Here is a 14597-nt window from a genome sequence, read left to right as displayed (position 1 = left end):
GCCGTACGCGGCGCCCCACCGCCCGCTTTCGGCCGCCCGTTATCGGCCGCCGGTGTCGCGGTCAGGGGACGTGCGGTCAGCGGACGGGGGCGAGCTCCGGGTCCTCGCGGAGCTTGCCCAGCGCCCGGGAGACCGCGCTCTTCACCGTGCCCACGGAGACCCCCAGCACCTCGGCGGTCTGCGCCTCGCTCAGGTCCTCGTAGTACCGCAGCACGACCATCGCCCGCTGGCGGTCCGGCAGCTTCATCACGGCGCGCCACATCGCGTCGTGCAGCACCTGCTGGTCGGCCGGGTCCGGCTCGGGCACCGTCTCCGGCTCGGGCAGCTCGTCGCAGGCGAACTCGTCCACCTTGCGCTTGCGCCACTGCGAGGTCCGGGTGTTGAGGAGCGCACGGCGCACATAGCCGTCGAGGGCCCGGTGGTCCTCGATCCGGTCCCAGGCGACGTACGTCTTGGTGAGGGCCGTCTGCAGCAGGTCCTCGGCGTCGCTCGGGTTCGCGGTCAGCGAGCGTGCGGTGCGCAGCAGCACGGGGCCTCGGGCCCGCATGTACGAGGCGAACGACGGGTATGGCGTCGCCGCCCGGGAGGCGCTGTTGCAGACAGGCGTGGTCATACCTCCACGCTAGGAGCGCCCGCTACGCCACGGATCGGCCCCAGGTCGCGAAGCGGGATCCCTCTCAGGTTGTACGGGTAGGGGTGGCTGCACCTCCTGAAGGTGGAGGAGCCCCCGGCGCTCGTCAGGGTTTGAACCGGGCCACCGGCGCGTCCACCGTGTTCCGGTCCACCACGAGCCGGCGCCCGCCGTGCGTCTCGGTCACGTTCCCCGCGTACTGGTGGATACGCCGGTGCGGCCGCCACGCGTCCGCGTGCAGGGTCGGTTCCCCGTACAAGGAGGACCCGGAACCCCACCGCGCGAACCACATCACCGACGGCAGGTCGGACTGCCCGGCCCGCCTGGCCTGCTCCATGTGCCGCACCCCCGACGCGGCGCTGCTGTAGAACCCGGGCAGAAAGCCCTGCCCGCGCACCTCACGGTTCCAGGCACGGACGAACGCCAGCGTGGTCCGCGCACACCCCGCGTTGTCCGCGTCGTACGCCTCCATGTCCAGGTAGAGCGCGCTGCCCTGCCGGATGCCCAGCTTCCCGGCCGCTTCGGCCGCCTGCCTCCCCTCGGTCCGCCCCTGGGTCGCCGAACGGCTGCCCATCCGCACCTTCTTCTTCGCCGCCGACCGCACGCACGGCGACTGCGAGCCGACGAAGATCGGCAGCACCCGCCAGCCCATCCCGTCCACACTCGCCAGCCAGCTCCGGCTGAGGTGCTGCTGGTCCGGGCAGCCGCGCCCGCGCCCCCCGAAGTAGACGCCGACCGCTCGGTACGACGAGGACCGCCAGGCCTTCATCGTCGCCAGCGGCGGCGCCTGGCAGGTGTCGAACGCCGCCCCCTTGAACTGCACGGCCCGCGCCAGCACCGCCGGACTGTCCACCGCGTCCGCCGGAACGGCATCCGGCACGACGGCAGCGCCGACGCCCGAGGAGAGGCCCGAGGAGGCGTTCGCAGAGAGGCCCGAGGCGCCATCCACGGAGAGGCCCGATGAGGCCACAGAGGAGGCGACCGAGGCGGCGTCCGGGGAGGCCTCCGGAGCGGCGGCGACGGCCGGGACGTCCGGCACCGGTGTGGCCGACGCGGGTGGGCTCAGCGTGAGCAGAGCGGCGAGCGTGGTGGCCACGGCCAGCGGTGGCGTGACGATGCCCAGGTACCAGGGCCGGATCGATGTGAGGCTGCGCATAAGGCGAGTGAAAGGCCGTCAGGTTCTTCCGGCCACCGCTCGACCGCGTGCCTCAGCCGTCCGTGGACAGGATCATCCTTCCGGGTACGGAGGTTCAGCCGTCCGCGCTCAGCACGAGCCCCGACGTCGGAACCCCCGTACCCGCCGTCACCAGCACCCGCCCGGCGCCCGGTATCTGATTGACCGCCAGCCCCCTGACCTGCCGGACCGCTTCCGCTATCCCGTTCATCCCGTGCAGATACGCCTCCCCCAGCTGCCCCCCGTGCGTGTTCAGCGCCAACGCGTCCGCCGCCACGAAATCCGCCGCCTCCCCCGGCCCGCAGAACCCGAACTCCTCCAGTTGCATCAGCACGAACGGAGTGAAGTGGTCGTACAGGATCGCCACGTCGATCTCGGCCGGAGTGAGCCCGGACGTCCGCCAGAGCTGGCGCGCCACCACCCCCATCTCGGGCAGCCCGGTCAGACCGTCCCGGTAGAAACTCGTCATCCCCTCCTGTCTGCGGCCCGCTCCCTGCGCGGCCGCGGTGATCACGGCGGGCGGGCGGCGCAGATCCCGCGCCCGCTCGGCCGTCGTGACGACGATCGCCTGGCCGCCGTCCGTCTCCTGGCAGCAGTCGAGGAGCCGCAGCGGCTCGACTATCCACCGCGAGGCGGCGTGCTCGGCGAGCGTGATCGGCCTGCCGTAGAAGTACGCCGCCGGGTTGGTCGCCGCATGGCGCCGGTCGACGACGGCCACGTGCCCGAACGCCTCGGGCGTCAGACCGTACGCGTGCAGATACCGCTGCGCGGCCATCGCGACCCAGGAGGCCGGGGTGAGCAGCCCGAACGGCAGTGACCAGCCGAGCGCCGCCCCCTCGGCGGACGGCTCCCGGTGCTGCACCCCGGACCCGAACCGCCGCCCTGAGCGCTCGTTGAACGCCCGGTAGCAGACGACCACTTCCGCCACCCCCGAGGCCACCGCCAGCGCCGCCTGCTGAACGGTCGCGCACGCGGCGCCGCCGCCGTAGTGGATCCGCGAGAAGAACGACAGCTCGCCGATACCCGCCGCCTGAGCCACGGTGATCTCCGGGCTGGTGTCCATGGTGAACGTGACCATCCCGTCGACGTCGTCGGGGGTGAGCCCGGCGTCGTCGAGCGCGGCGCGCACCGCCTCCACCGCCAGCTTCAGCTCGCTGCGGCCCGAGTCCTTGGAGAACTCGGTCGCGCCTATCCCGACGATCGCCGCCTTCCCGCCGAGTGAGTCGGCCCGCCGGACACTCATACCGCCACCTCCCCGACACCGCTCGCCCCGGCCCGGGGGAGTGCGACCGTCACGGTGCCGGTGACGTGGTGGCCCAGCCCGTTGGCCCCCACCACCCGCACCTCGGCCGTGCCTGCCTCCACCGCGGTGACCGTGCCCGTCAAGGTCATCGTGTCGCCCGGGTGGTTGGGCGCCCCCAGCCGTATCCGCACCGAGCGCAGCCGTGCCTCGGGGCCGAAGTGATCGGTGATGTACCGCCCGACCAGGCCGTTGGTGGTCAGGATGTTCATGAAGATGTCCGGGGATCCCTTCTCCTGGGCGAGCACCGCGTCGTGGTGCACGTCCTGGTAGTCGCGGGAGGCCACGGCCCCGGCGACTATCAGCGTCCGGGTGATCGGAATCTCCAGCGGTGGCAGCTCGTCGCCCACCTTCATGCCACGCCCTCCTCTCGGTCCTGCCCGTCGTGCCTGCCCTGTCCGTCGCGCCTGTCCTGCCCGTTCGATCCGCCTCGCCAGCCCTGCCCGTCCCGCCTGTCCTGGCCGTGCTGCCCCTCCTGGCCGTCGACGATCAATCCGCCCAGTTCGTCCAGCAGTTCCGCGCCGCACCCCAGATAGGCGTCGATCTGGCGTCCCCAGAGGAAGTGCCGGTGCACCGGGTGCTCCAGGTCGGCACCGAGTCCGCCGTGCAGATGCTGGCCCGTGTGGACGACCCTCCGGCCCGCCTCGGACGCCCACCAGGCCGCCGTCAGCGCGTGTGTGCGGTACGGCAGTGCCCGGTCGCGCCGCCAGGCCGCCTCGTACGAGGTCACCCGTATCGCCTCGGTCTCCATGTACGCGTCGGCCGCCCGCAGCAGGACCGCCTGGTTGGTGGAGAGCGGCCGCCCGAACTGCTCACGGGTGCCGGTGTGCTCCACCGCCCGGGCCAGCGACCCCGCGCACACCCCCGTCTGCAATCCGGCGAAGGCCGTACGGGCGGTCGCCAGCACATCCTCGTACGTCCCCGGCCCGGGCCCGCCGATCCGCTCGCCCCGCGCCCCCGAGAGCGTGAGCCGCCCGGCCGACCAGGGCGCGGTCGTCTCGACCGGCTCTGTCGCGGTCCCGGGTGCTCCCGTCCGTATCCACCACAGCGTCCGGTCCGCGTCCGGGACCAGGACGTGCGTGGCATCCCGCAGCCAGGGGACCACCGGCACCACTCCGGTCAGCTCCCCTGTAGGCCCCCCGTCCGCCGAGGCCCGTACGCCGCCGTGTGCGGGGAAAGCGCCGGTCGCCGTCGCGGTGCCGTCCCGCAGGGCCGGGAGCAGCCGGTCGCGTTGTTCCTCGGAGCCGTGGGCGGCCAGTGCCAGGACTCCGTAGACACAGCTCGCCGCGAAGGGCACCTGGGCGGTGGTCCGCCCCTGTTCCTCCAGGGCGAGGACCAGCCCGAGCAGCCCCGTCTCCTCGACGGCCGCGGGCAGCCCCGCCCCGCACAGCGCCTTCCACAGCTCGGTGTCCGTCCCCGTCCCGGCCGCGGTGAGGCGCTCATGGGTGGAGAGGTCCCCGAAGATCTCCCCGGCCAGCTCACGGACGGCCGACTGCTCCTCGGTGGGGGTGAAGTCCATCAGCCACCCTCACCCCCTCGGAACACCGGCAGCTCCAACTCCTCGTCCACCCGCAGGAATTCGAGCCGCACGGGCATCCCGATCCGTACCTTGTCGTACGGGACCCCCACCACGTTGCTGATCATCCGCACGCCCTCGGCCAGCTCGATCAGCCCCACCGCGTACGGCCCCGGCCCGTCGTCGTCGGGGGCGGTACCGCCTGCGGCAGCTTCGGTGCCCTCGGGGACGGTGAACCCCGGGAATCGCGGGTGATGCATCACCACGTACGAGAACACCGTCCCGGCGCCGCTCGCCTCGACCGTGTCCCACTCGGCCGCCCCGCACCCGTTGCACCCCGGCAGCCAGGGGAAGCGCAGCTCACCGCAGTCTGCGCAGCGCTGGATCAGCAGCTTGTGCGCGGCGACTCCGTCCCAGAACCCGGCGTTGTCCCGGTTGACGACCGGTCTCGGCCGCCGCCCCTGCGGTTTGCGGCGCGCCGGGGCGTACTTGAGGATCCGGAAGCGGTGCCTGCCCGCGAGCTTGCCGTTCGCCCGGACGTCCATCCGCGTGGTGATGAAGTGGCCCGTCCCCAGCTTGGTGGTCTTCCGCTCGGAGACCGTCTCGATCACCGAGTCATAGGTGATGCGGTCGCCCGGGCGCAGCTCCCGTACGTACTCCTGCTCGCAGTCCGTCGCGACCACCGAGGTGAAGCCCGCTCCGTCGAGCAGCGCGAACAGTTCGTCGTGGGCTCCCGAGCGGTCCGAGTGCCCCGAGAGGCCGCCCATCGTCCAGGCCTGGAGCATGGTCGGCGGCGCGATCGCGTCCGGCCCCCGGTAGGCCGGGTTGGTGTCGCCCATCGCCTCGCACCAGTGCCTGATCATCGGCTCGTTGACCAGGTCCTTGCCGACTCCTTCGTTCGCCGCCGACCTCCCCTCGTACGCCTTCAGGCGCCCGTACAACCCGCCCGGGTCCGGGCGCTCGGGCGGCTCCTCCACCGCCCGGCGCACGTTCCTCCCCTCGGCAGCCGCATCTCGTCCCTCCATGCCTTGGGGCGGTGGCTCCGAGCCTGTTGCAGTTCGCGTCTCCCGGCTCGCGGACACGTTCTCGCCCATCTACCTCCGCCCCCTCTTCATCCCGAGCCGCATCGTCGCGACGATCTCCCGCTGCACCTCGCTCACCCCGCCCCCGAACGTGTTGATCTGTGCCGCCCTGTTCATCCGCTCCAGCTCCCCGTCCCCCACGGCGCCCGGTGAACCCCGCCGCACCAGCGCCGCTTCCCCCGTGATCTCCTGGCACATTCGATACACCTCGACGGCCGATTCGGTTCCCATGAACTTCACGCCGCTCGCGTCGCCGGGGGCCAGCGAACCCGCCCCCACATCCCCCACCAAACGCCAGTTGAGCAGGCGATTCGCCGCCAGCCGGGCATGCGTCTCGGCGACCCTGGAACGCACCCAGGGCTCGTCAACCCTGCGCCGCCCGGTCACCGGATCGGGGGTGCGGGCGCGGGCGAGCGCCGCCTCGTAGAAATCCTCGGCCTGCATGCCGATCGCGGCGAGCGCGACCCGCTCGTGGTTGAGCTGGTTGGTGATCAGCCCCCATCCGGCGTTCTCCTCGCCGACCAGGTTCCCGGCCGGGACATGGATCCCGTCGTAGTACGTGGCCGTCGTGGTCAGGCCGCCCACGGTGCGGATCGGCGTCCACGAGAAGCCCGGCGCGTCGGTAGGGACCAGGATGATCGAGATGCCCCGGTGCTTGGGCGCCGCCGGATCCGTACGGCAGGCGAGCCAGATCCAGTCGGCGTTCTGGGCGTTGGAGGTGAAGATCTTCTGGCCGTCGATCAGCCAGTCCCCACCGTCCCGTACGGCCCGGGTCCGCAGCGAGGCGAGGTCGGTCCCGGCCTCCGGCTCGCTGTAGCCGATGGCGAAGACGAGGTCGCCGGCGAGGATCCGGGGCAGGAAGTACGCCTTCTGCTCCTCGGTCCCGTACCGCATCAGGGTCGGTCCGACGGTGTTCAGCGTGACCATCGAGACGGGCGCGCCCGCGCGGTACGCCTCGTCGAAGAAGACGAACTGCTCGTCGGGGCCGCGCCCCTGGCCGCCGTACTCGACGGGCCAGCCCAGCCCCAGCATCCCGTCGGCGCCGATGCGCCGGAGCAGGGCGCGCTGCGCCGCGGGATCACCGCCCGACGGATCGCCACCCTCCGGATCAGCGCTCTCCGGGGCCGTGCCTTGAGAGGCGCCCTCACCGTCCGGCATCAAGGCGCGGAAGTACGCGCGGAGTTCGGCGCGCAGGCGCTGCTGGCGTTCGGTCGGGGCGAGGTGCACGGCGGCGGCCTCCGGAGTCCGGACGTACGCTTACGGGCGGGGTTTCTGACTGTCCGTCAGATATGGCCGCCGTGTCAATGCTCATGCCGACGCCGCCATAGACCCACGGACCCTTAGCCCCACAGCCCCACAGCCCCACAGCCCCGCAGCCCCGCAGGCATCGACGCGTGCGCGTGAGCACGCCCGGGGGGCAATCGGCCCGGAGACCGCACAGCAGACGCCCACGCGTACGCGTACGCACGCGCGTCCCCCCACCCCCGGACACACAACCGCCCGGGTGGCCGCGCCGCAGCGCCGCCACCCGGGCAGTCGTTCACCCCACTGACCCCGACCCCGAGGGGCCCCGGCTCACCAGAGGTTGGTGAAGTTGACCGACACGTTGTCCTGACGGATCGCCGTGAAGGCGGATCCGTTCACCTGGGCGGTGTTGCTCTGGTTCGAGGCGCCTGAACCCACCGCCTGCTGCTGCGTGGTGGACGAGTTCCCGTTGTTGTCGTGCCCGACGCCGCTCCCGCTGACGGTCGCCACTGCCGCGTTCGATCCGTGGTCCGCGAAGGAGCCGTTGTCCGCGGCGGCCACCCCCGTGAAGAGCCCCACTGCGAGAGGCAGGGCGGCGACGGCGGCCATGACGCGGGCGGTGCGGATGTGTGCCATGTCTATTCCTCCAGGAACCAGAAGTACGGCTTGTTCCGGGGAAGTTGGCCGACCGCCCCGGACGCTGTTGCGACGTCGCGAGATCAGAGTTGCCCACCGAATCCCCGTCGAACCAGCCCAGTCGGCGCGTTTCGCCCGCAAGCGTGAGGACATGTCGATAAACCACCAACACGACTCCAAAACCCCAGAGCTCTCATGCCGACCCAGACGCACCGCGTCACACACCGGCCCACAAGGGAGGAGAACCGTTTCAGCGCATTTTCGGCCAATCTTCCGCGCCACCCTCCCGTCACCGGGGTGACGGACGCACGCGCCTCGCCTGCCGCACACCCACCTCCCGCCCCTTCCGGCCCCGTATCCGCCCGCCACAGGCCCCCGCAGCCGGTCAGCCCACGCCCGCAGCCCGCCCCCTCCCGTCCCCCTCCTCGCACTCCCCGACCCCACGGGAACCCGAACCGTTTCCCGCTTCCCTTTTTCGAACACTCGTACGAACATGGAAGGCATGGCCACCATCGACCGGCATGCCTCCACCCTGGCCCTCGCCCACGCTCTCTCCGTCGCCGAGCGCGGGCTCCCCGTCATTCCGCTGTCCCGTTCGAAGCTCCCCGCGCTGCGCTCACCGCACCACGACGAGCCGCAGCCCGCGCCCTGCCGGGGCGAGTGCGGGCTGCCGGGGCACGGGGTGCACGACGCGACCACGGATCCGGCGGCCGTACGGGCGCTGTTCGCGGCCGCCCCCTGGGCCACCGGGTACGGCATCGCCTGCGGGCGGCCGCCGCACCATCTCATCGGGATCGACCTGGACACGATGAAGCCGGGGCAGCCGGAGCAGGCGGCCGACGGGTACGTGGGGGCGGTGCCGGGCTCGGCTCCCGGTGCGACGGACGCGCCGGCGGGAGCGGCGGAACGGTCGTCGGTCCCGCCGCAGCGCGTCCCGGGGGCGGTGCGGCCGTCGCCGTCGCCGCCCTTCATGCCGCTCACCGCCGACCCGCCGCCCGAGTCCGTGGCGGCCCTCCAACACCTGGCGCTGCGGCACCTGTTCACGATCCCGGAGACGGTCGTCGTGATCACGCCCAGCGGTGGACGGCACATCTGGCTGACCGGACCGCCCGACCGGGTCGTCCCCAACTCCGCGAGCCGGCTGGCGCCCGGGATCGACGTCCGGGGCGCGGGCGGCTATCTGGTCGGCCCCGGCTCGCTGACCAGCAACGGCGTCTACCGGCTCGCCCCGGGAACGGCCCATCTGGCACCCGCGCCCTGCCCCGGCGCGCTCCTCGATCTGCTCACGCCCCCGGCGCGCGCCCACCACCCCCGGGCACACGGCGCCGACCGGGGCCACGGGCTGGTGCAGTTCGTCCTCGCCGCCCACGAGGGCCAGCGCAACACCCGCCTGTTCTGGGCCGCCTGCCGCGCCTACGAGAACGGCATCGGCGACGCGCTGGCCGACCACCTCACCGCCGCCGCGGTACGGACCGGCCTCACGGAGCGGGAGGCACGGGCGACGATCGCGTCGGCGGCACGGTTGACGACGGCGTACTGAGGGGGCGTTCGCGTACCCCCCCCTGTCATCCGCGTACACACCTGTCATCCGCGCACGCCCCGATCATGCGTGTGCACACCTGTAAGGGGCACCACCCATGGGCCGGGGCCCCTTACGTACGCCCCACGCCCGCGGCACCGCGATCCCCGCGTCGCCGCTATCCCACCGCATCCCCGTATCCCCACATCCCCACATCCCCGCAGGTCATCAAGCTGATCGCCTGTCACACGCCCGTGACATGGCACGTACGGTTCACGCACAGCCGCTGCATAGATTTTCTTCTGCAGCCACCGCCCAGCCTCAACGGCCCCACCCGACAGAGCGGGCGGCATTGCGACTCTCCACCTCCTCACTCACTCCGGCCCAGATGGCCGATCAGCTTCATGGAGTCGTTCATGTCGACCTACACCTCCCGCCGCGTCACCGTTCACGCCGCGATCGCCACGGCCGCACTCGCCGGGGCCCTCCTCACCCCGTCCGCCGCACTCGCCGCCACGCCGGGCGGCGCCGCGGCCACCGCCCCCGAGAAGTGCACGTCGGTCGCGACCATCCCCTCGGTGCGTACGGGGCTCTCGGTGACGCTCACCAACGCCGTGAAGTCGGGCCCGAAGGCCGAACTCAGGGACGGCAAGGGCAAGATCGTCGCCACCGTCGACAAGGCGCACACGCAGGACATGGCGGCCGGGATCGCCGTCATGGGAACCAGCACGGCCGTGCCGACGTTCTCCCAGTGGGTCGAGGGCGGTGAGCACGCGGCGAAGAACACCCCGTTCCCCAAGCTTCCCGCGGGCTGCGGCGCCGACCTGGGCGGCGACTCCTCGTTCACGCTCGTCAACGGCGAGAAGATCGCGGTCCACAAGTTCTCCAACGGCCACTACCGCGCAGAGTTCGTCTCCAAGGGGCACATGGACAAGATCCTGGAGACCCAGGCCGTGGGCGGCGACGCCGACGCGTATGTGCACGGGATGTACGTGGTCCTCAACAGCTCGACCGGCAAGCTCTCCTCGGAGTTCAGCAGCACCCGCGCCGGCTGCACGGTGACGCAGATCGTCCCCAGCGTCTTCGGCGAGGGCCTCTCGGTGAAGCTGACCAACGGCCCGGCCGGTCCGAAGGCCCAGCTGCGTGACGCCTCGCGCAAGGTGCTGGCCGCCGCAGACCGCGCCCACCCGGTCGACGGCGCCATGGGCATCAAGATCATCGGTGCTGACACCGCGACGCCGAAGCTTGGCCAGCGCACCCAGGGCGGCAACACCCCTTACGCGATCAGCCCGTTCCCGTCCCTGCCCAAGGGCTGCGCGGCGGCCGCCCCGGCCAAGTCGTCGGTTCCGGCCAAGTCGTCCACCACGCCCGCCCCGGCCGCGTCCACCCACTCGGCGGGCACCCGGACCGTCCCCCAGGGCGGTGTCGCCGCCGGTGCCGAGGTCAAGGACCAGGGCAGCGACAACACGGCGCTGTACGCGGGCGGCACGGGCGCCGCGGCCCTCGGCGCCGCCGGCTTCGCCCTCCTGCGCCGCCGCCGCGCGACCGCCGGCGTCTGATCCGTACGGAAGCCGGGCCACCTCAACCTGACGAGGCGCCCCGGCAGCAAAAAAAGAGGTGCCCCGGATGTCCGGGGCACCTCTTTTTTCACGGGCCATGGCCCGTACACGCGGTGGGTGTGGGATTTGAACCCACGGTGACTCGCGCCACGACGGTTTTCAAGACCGTTCCCTTAGGCCGCTCGGGCAACCCACCCTCGCCCCGTGCCGACCGGCGTCGGGGCTGCTACAGCCTAGCGGAGGGGCCATCGTGGTGCGGAGGCCCGGCCGGGGACGGACGGGCCTCCGTGGCGTGGCCGAGGGGGTCAGCTGTCGCCCGTGCGCTCGCCCAGGGTGACCGTGACCGTCGCCTCCTTGCCGTCGCGCTTGTACGTGAGCTGGACCTGGTCGCCCGGCTTGTGCGTCCAGATCTCGCTGATCAGGGTCGGGCCGCTGTCGATCACCGTGTCGCCGAACTTGGTGATGACGTCGCCGGGCTTGAGGCCCGCCTTGTCCGCCGGGCCGCCGGCGACCACGGCCGCGGTGCCGCCGGACGCCTGCGGGGAGATCTTGGCGCCCTGGCCCTTCTCGTCCATGGCGACGGTCGCGCCGATCACCGGGTAGACCGGCTTGCCGGTCTTGATTAGCTGCTCCGCCACGTTCTTCGCCTGGTTGACCGGGATGGCGAAGCCCAGGCCGATGGAGCCCGCCTGCGACTGGCCGAAGCCGCCGCTGCCGGCCGACTGGATGGCCGAGTTGATGCCGATGACCGCGCCGCGCGAATCGAGCAGCGGACCGCCCGAGTTGCCCGGGTTGATGGAGGCGTCGGTCTGGAGGGCGCTCATGTACGACGCCTTGGGGCTGGCGCCGTCGCTGGACGACACCGGGCGGTTCTTGGCGCTGATGATGCCCGTGGTGACCGTGTTGGAGAGGCCGAAGGGCGCGCCGATCGCGATCGTCGAGTCTCCGACGGCGACCTGGTCCGAGTTGCCGAGGGCGAGCGGGACCAGGTTGGACGGGGCGTTCTTGAGCTTGATGACGGCCACGTCGTAGCCCTGCGCCCGGCCGACCACCTCGGCGTCGTACTTCTTGCCGTTGGAGAACGTCGCCGTCAGCCTGCCGCTGTTGGCAGCGGAGGCCACCACGTGGTTGTTGGTGACGATGTGGCCCTCGCGGTCGTAGACGAAGCCGGTGCCGGTGCCGCCCTCGCCGTCGTTGCCCTCCGCCTGGATCGTCACGACGCTCGGCAGCGCCTTGGCGGCGACCGCCGCGACCGTGCCCGGGTCGCGCTTGAAGTCCTTCGGGGTGTCGGACGCCGAGACCGTGGTCGAGCCGCTGGAGCCGTCCTCGCGGTCCGACGCCCAGTAGCCGATGGCACCGCCGACGCCACCCGCGACCAGCGCGGCCACCAGGACGGCCGCGACCAGGCCGCCGCGGCCTCGGCGCGGGCCCTGCGGCTCGGGCACGGGCGCGCCCCAGACCGGGCCGCCGCCTCCGCCGCCGTACCCGGGCAGCGCGGGCGGGGGCGTCGGCCAACCGCCGGCGGGCCCCTGCGCGTGCGTGGCGGGCGCCCCGCCGTACGGATCGGCGTGCACCGGGCCGCCGGGCAGCTGCGCGGTGACGGGGTCGTGCGCCTCGGGCGCGGGCTGGTGCGGGGAGGCCGCCTCCTGTGCGGAAGTCGGCACCTGCCCGGGGGGCGCCTGCTCGGAAGCCGCCTTCTGTACGGAGGTCGGCTCCGGGACGGAGGTCGGCTCCGGCCCGCTCGCCGCCTCCGGCGCGGCCGTCGGCTCCGCCGTCGCGTGCGTGGCCGCGGGCTCGGCCTTCGGGGACGGAGCCACCGGCTCGGCCTGCGGAGCTGCGGGCTCGGCCGCCGAAGCGGACGCCGCGGCCTCCTCGGACGTCACGGGAGGGGCGGGAGGCGCGGGCGGTGCTGACGACGGGGCAGGCGGGACGGCCGGGACCGCGGTGCCCTCGTTCTCGGTGCTCACAGCTCTCTCTCCTCGGTTCCACTCAGTCTCGGGGTCGGTATGTTTCGACTTGGGGACGCGACACCGACCATGGTGCGTCAGGGGTCCGACAATCGCGTATCGCACGGTGCGGACGTGTGCACATGTCAGGGCTCAGCTTTTCCCACAAGCTGTCAGGCCACTGTAAGCAGGAGCTGTGTATCCGTGCTCCCGGCGACCGGGCACCCGCCCGCAAGCCGCCCTTCGCCCCCTCCGCAGTGGCACGATGACGCGGTGACCCAAGCACGGCAGCACGACAGTCATACGCCCCACCGGGCCTCCATCCAGGTGGTCGCCCACCGAGGCGCCTCCGAGGACGCGCCCGAGCACACCCTCGCCGCGTACGTGAAGGCCATCGAGGACGGCGCGGACGCCCTGGAGTGCGACGTCCGGCTCACCGCCGACGGCCATCTCGTCTGCGTCCACGACCGCCGCGTCAACCGGACCTCCAACGGCCGCGGCGCCGTCTCCGCCCTGGAGCTCTCCGAGCTCTCGGCGCTCGACTTCGGCTCCTGGAAGGACAGCGAGGAGAGCCCGGACTGGGGCGACCCGTCCTTCACCTCCGTCCTCACCCTCGAACGGCTCCTGGAGCTCGTCGCCGACGCGGGCCGCCGCATCGAGCTGGCCATCGAGACCAAGCACCCCACCCGCTGGGCCGGGCAGGTCGAGGAGCGACTGCTGCACCTGCTCAAGCGGTTCGGCCTGGCCGAGCCGCCGCCGGCCGGCGAGACGTCGCCCGTACGCATCATGAGCTTCTCCGCGCGCTCCCTGCACCGCGTCGCCGCGGCCGCGCCGGACATCCCGACCGTCTATCTGATGCAGTTCCTGTCGCCCCGGCTGCGCGACGGACGGCTGCCCGCGGGCGCCCGGATCGCGGGCCCCGGCATGCGGATCGTCCGCAATCACCCCGGCTACATCGACCGGTTGCACGCGGCGGGCCACCAGGTCCACGTCTGGACGGTGAACGAGCCGGAGGACGTCGAACTGTGCGTACGCCTCGGGGTCGAGGCCATCATCACCAATCGCCCGAAGCAGGTTCTGCACCAGTTGGGGCGCCTGTAGGCCATCCCCCGGGGTCTCGCGGAGCGCCGCGAAAGCTCCCCAAGAGCGCCCCGGGAGCGCCGCATACGTAGTCGCCCTCCCCCCTCGTGTCACCAGTAATACTGGTGACAGGGAGTGCACCGGCGCGTTCGTTCCGTATTCGATCGTTACGAGTGCGTCACCGGACACCGGTTGGCCGGTTTCCGGTCCAGTCCATTGGGGCATCCACACCGTGGCGTGGGGTGAAGGAGGTCTCGGGGGTGGCGTTGGTGGTGGCACAGGAGGTGCCCACGTCGTCGAGCATGGCCGTGCCCCACGGCCCTGCGGGCGTGGGCAAGGCAAGACACCGGATGCGTGAGCAACTGCTCGGCAGCGGAGTGTCGGAGCCGGTCGTGGACGATGCCGTACTGGTCCTGTCGGAACTGCTCAGCAACGCCTGCCGGCACGGCAGACCGCTGGGGCGCGCGGACGTGGGCGACGGGGACGTACGGGCCGCCTGGCGCATCGACAAGGCGGGCCGGCTGACGGTCGAGGTGACCGACGGCGGCGGACCGACCCGGCCGATTCCGGCCACACCCTCGGTCACCGCGCGCGGGGGCCGCGGTCTGAACATCATCAGCGCGCTCGCCCAGGACTGGGGCGTACGGGACAGCGCGTCCGGCGAGGTGACCGTCTGGGTGATCATCACCGCCGGGTACGACCGCGCACAGGGGCGCGAGAACGGCCGCGGGCCCGCCCGGGACGACTTCGTCGCGCACGTGGCGATGCCGGGGCTGGAGTTCGCGGACGCCTTCGACGACCTGGACTGAGCCCGGGACACCGCCGGGGAGCCGGCCGCGCACCCACCCGCCGGGCCGAGCCGCCGCGCACCTCGTACGGCCGGACCCCGCCCGCCGGGCCGACCGCCCA

At 72.4% G+C, this 14597-nt stretch carries 13 protein-coding genes and 1 tRNA gene; 4 read left to right on the top strand and 10 right to left on the bottom strand.

The window, feature by feature from the left end; all coding sequences use genetic code 11:
• Positions 1-76: 76 nt before the first annotated feature.
• The 8 genes from BX283_RS21820 to BX283_RS21785 all read right to left on the bottom strand — a co-directional run bounded on the left by BX283_RS21820 (position 77) and on the right by BX283_RS21785 (position 7584).
• Complete coding sequence (locus BX283_RS21820) at positions 77-613, bottom strand: SigE family RNA polymerase sigma factor (RefSeq protein WP_101389237.1); 537 nt, start codon at positions 611-613, stop codon at positions 77-79.
• A gap of 124 nt (positions 614-737) precedes the next feature.
• Complete coding sequence (locus BX283_RS21815; RefSeq protein ID WP_101389236.1) at positions 738-1787, bottom strand: DUF1906 domain-containing protein; 1050 nt, start codon at positions 1785-1787, stop codon at positions 738-740.
• Between the two features lie 94 nt (positions 1788-1881).
• The gene (locus BX283_RS21810; RefSeq protein WP_101389235.1) at positions 1882-3048 is read right to left on the bottom strand and encodes a lipid-transfer protein; all 1167 of its coding nucleotides are present in this window, start codon (positions 3046-3048) and stop codon (positions 1882-1884) included.
• Positions 3045-3461, bottom strand: coding sequence for a MaoC family dehydratase (locus BX283_RS21805; RefSeq protein ID WP_101389234.1), 417 nt, complete (start codon positions 3459-3461; stop codon positions 3045-3047). The genes BX283_RS21810 and BX283_RS21805 overlap by 4 nt, the downstream gene beginning before the upstream one ends.
• The gene (locus BX283_RS21800) at positions 3458-4624 is read right to left on the bottom strand and encodes an acyl-CoA dehydrogenase family protein (protein WP_101389233.1); all 1167 of its coding nucleotides are present in this window, start codon (positions 4622-4624) and stop codon (positions 3458-3460) included. The genes BX283_RS21805 and BX283_RS21800 overlap by 4 nt, the downstream gene beginning before the upstream one ends.
• The gene (locus BX283_RS21795; protein WP_101389232.1) at positions 4624-5646 is read right to left on the bottom strand and encodes a bifunctional MaoC family dehydratase N-terminal/OB-fold nucleic acid binding domain-containing protein; all 1023 of its coding nucleotides are present in this window, start codon (positions 5644-5646) and stop codon (positions 4624-4626) included. The genes BX283_RS21800 and BX283_RS21795 overlap by 1 nt, the downstream gene beginning before the upstream one ends.
• A gap of 69 nt (positions 5647-5715) precedes the next feature.
• Positions 5716-6930: an acyl-CoA dehydrogenase family protein gene (locus BX283_RS21790; RefSeq protein ID WP_101389231.1), complete on the bottom strand. Its 1215-nt coding sequence runs from the start codon at positions 6928-6930 to the stop codon at positions 5716-5718.
• 348 nt (positions 6931-7278) lie between these two features.
• Complete coding sequence (locus tag BX283_RS21785; RefSeq protein ID WP_101389230.1) at positions 7279-7584, bottom strand: hypothetical protein; 306 nt, start codon at positions 7582-7584, stop codon at positions 7279-7281.
• Between the two features lie 502 nt (positions 7585-8086).
• On the opposite strand from BX283_RS21785, the gene BX283_RS21780 reads away from it, so the two are divergent.
• Both BX283_RS21780 and BX283_RS21775 read left to right on the top strand, forming a co-directional pair.
• Positions 8087-9124, top strand: a complete 1038-nt coding sequence (locus tag BX283_RS21780) for a bifunctional DNA primase/polymerase (protein ID WP_101389229.1) — start codon at positions 8087-8089, stop codon at positions 9122-9124.
• Between the two features lie 395 nt (positions 9125-9519).
• On the top strand, positions 9520-10662 hold the full coding sequence (locus BX283_RS21775) for a hypothetical protein (protein WP_101389228.1): 1143 nt from the start codon (positions 9520-9522) through the stop codon (positions 10660-10662).
• A gap of 111 nt (positions 10663-10773) precedes the next feature.
• Here BX283_RS21775 and BX283_RS21770 read toward each other — a convergent pair.
• Both BX283_RS21770 and BX283_RS21765 read right to left on the bottom strand, forming a co-directional pair.
• Positions 10774-10858: transfer RNA gene (locus BX283_RS21770), tRNA-Ser, on the bottom strand.
• Positions 10859-10967: 109 nt separating this feature from the next.
• Entirely contained in the window at positions 10968-12629 is a 1662-nt protein-coding gene (locus BX283_RS21765) for a trypsin-like peptidase domain-containing protein (protein ID WP_101389227.1), read from the bottom strand.
• Positions 12630-12881: 252 nt separating this feature from the next.
• On the opposite strand from BX283_RS21765, the gene BX283_RS21760 reads away from it, so the two are divergent.
• Together BX283_RS21760 and BX283_RS21755 are read left to right on the top strand one after the other, a co-directional pair.
• Positions 12882-13709 carry a glycerophosphodiester phosphodiesterase gene (locus BX283_RS21760; RefSeq protein ID WP_101389226.1) on the top strand — a complete coding sequence of 276 codons (828 nt, stop codon included), beginning with the start codon at positions 12882-12884 and terminating at the stop codon, positions 13707-13709.
• A 152-nt stretch (positions 13710-13861) separates the two neighbouring features.
• Positions 13862-14497 carry an ATP-binding protein gene (locus BX283_RS21755; RefSeq protein ID WP_101389225.1) on the top strand — a complete coding sequence of 212 codons (636 nt, stop codon included), beginning with the start codon at positions 13862-13864 and terminating at the stop codon, positions 14495-14497.
• The last annotated feature ends 100 nt before the right edge of the window (positions 14498-14597 follow it).

Source organism: Streptomyces sp. TLI_146 (assembly GCF_002846415.1).
Taxonomy (GTDB): domain Bacteria; phylum Actinomycetota; class Actinomycetes; order Streptomycetales; family Streptomycetaceae; genus Streptomyces.
Note: the sequence above shows the minus strand (reverse complement) of the source record. Positions and strands in the feature narration are given on the sequence as shown.

Excerpts from the sequence above, each read along its gene's own strand:
- BX283_RS21820 (WP_101389237.1), bottom strand. The coding sequence starts at position 613 with ATGACCACGCCTGTCTGCAACAGCGCCTCCCGGGCGGCGACGCCATAC.
- BX283_RS21815 (WP_101389236.1), bottom strand. The coding sequence starts at position 1,787 with ATGCGCAGCCTCACATCGATCCGGCCCTGGTACCTGGGCATCGTCACG.
- BX283_RS21810 (WP_101389235.1), bottom strand. The coding sequence starts at position 3,048 with ATGAGTGTCCGGCGGGCCGACTCACTCGGCGGGAAGGCGGCGATCGTC.
- BX283_RS21805 (WP_101389234.1), bottom strand. The coding sequence starts at position 3,461 with ATGAAGGTGGGCGACGAGCTGCCACCGCTGGAGATTCCGATCACCCGG.
- BX283_RS21800 (WP_101389233.1), bottom strand. The coding sequence starts at position 4,624 with ATGGACTTCACCCCCACCGAGGAGCAGTCGGCCGTCCGTGAGCTGGCC.
- BX283_RS21795 (WP_101389232.1), bottom strand. The coding sequence starts at position 5,646 with ATGGAGGGACGAGATGCGGCTGCCGAGGGGAGGAACGTGCGCCGGGCG.
- BX283_RS21785 (WP_101389230.1), bottom strand. The coding sequence starts at position 7,584 with ATGGCACACATCCGCACCGCCCGCGTCATGGCCGCCGTCGCCGCCCTG.
- BX283_RS21780 (WP_101389229.1), top strand. The coding sequence starts at position 8,087 with ATGGCCACCATCGACCGGCATGCCTCCACCCTGGCCCTCGCCCACGCT.
- BX283_RS21775 (WP_101389228.1), top strand. The coding sequence starts at position 9,520 with ATGTCGACCTACACCTCCCGCCGCGTCACCGTTCACGCCGCGATCGCC.